Origin of the sequence: Flavobacterium agri (genome assembly GCF_013401995.1) — a bacterium.
Taxonomy (GTDB): Bacteria; Bacteroidota; Bacteroidia; order Flavobacteriales; family Flavobacteriaceae; genus Flavobacterium; species Flavobacterium agri.
Genome location: NZ_JACBJI010000018.1, coordinates 1 through 902 on the forward strand (window position 1 = coordinate 1; position 902 = coordinate 902).

The window sequence follows — 902 nt, forward strand, 5'->3', positions numbered from 1 at the left end:
TAACGTTAGGCCGCTAACCGAGCGTTGCTGGCTTTCGGAGATTGTAGTCTCTGCCGAACGCGGACGAAGTAAAACTAATGAATTTTTCTAGCTTAGAAAGCAGAAAAATTCTTAGTTTTACGGCTTAGGAAAAAGCACTTCATTTTACCTTAAACCCAGCAATGGCGGTTAGCGGCGGTTAGTGGCTGGTTATTTTACGTCGAATATCTTTTCATCGATTGTTTCTCCTTTTAGCTCTATTGCAATGCTCTCGCAAATGCTTATTCCATCTTCAATAACCATTTTGATGGGAAGTATCTGATTTTTCAATAAAAATGCCAATTGATAATTGAATTTTGAATTTTTAAAAATTTCAGGATTTATATTCAAACTTGAATCTATAAAGTATTTTTGAACTGAAGACTTGCATTGGACAACAAATTCATCACATAAATAATCTAAGATTTTAACTGCCTTGCGATTGACTTGAACACTTTTAACCTTTTCAGTTTCTTTATCCAATTCTATTATTCCTAATTTGTCTCCAACTGCTAATTTTGTAAAAAGTTTGTTTTCTTGTGGTTGGTAAATTTGCCATTGCAATAATTCTCCATTGCTGCTTAATTTATACCTCTCGTTTTTTATCTGATAAGTATGTGTGCTTCCAAAAAGTTGCGCCAAATGTTCATTTGATTGATTTTTAATCTTAGATTGGTAAGAATTTTGGAAAACAATTATACCTTCAAATTGTTGTCCAAAACAAGGCATTAGAACTAAATTGACAATTATAAAGATAGCTATTTTCATTTTTGTTGTTTTTAATCGAGACTCGCGGTTAACTAGCCACTAACGTTTGGCGGCTTCTTTGTCGCCGCGATCTTTCGGAGAGAGTACTCTCCGCTATTGGAAACGAAGTTAATGAA

Annotated in this window: 1 protein-coding gene; it reads right to left on the reverse strand. The window is 34.0% G+C overall.

Annotation, left to right across the window (positions count from 1 at the left end; all coding sequences use genetic code 11):
* Positions 1 to 189: 189 nt before the first annotated feature.
* Positions 190 to 786: a hypothetical protein gene (locus HZF10_RS17655; protein WP_176007567.1), complete on the reverse strand. Its 597-nt coding sequence runs from the start codon at positions 784 to 786 to the stop codon at positions 190 to 192.
* Positions 787 to 902: the final 116 nt, after the last annotated feature.

Bases quoted from the DNA above. Each gene is read 5' to 3' on its own strand.
- HZF10_RS17655 (WP_176007567.1), bottom strand. From the start codon at position 786: ATGAAAATAGCTATCTTTATAATTGTCAATTTAGTTCTAATGCCTTGT.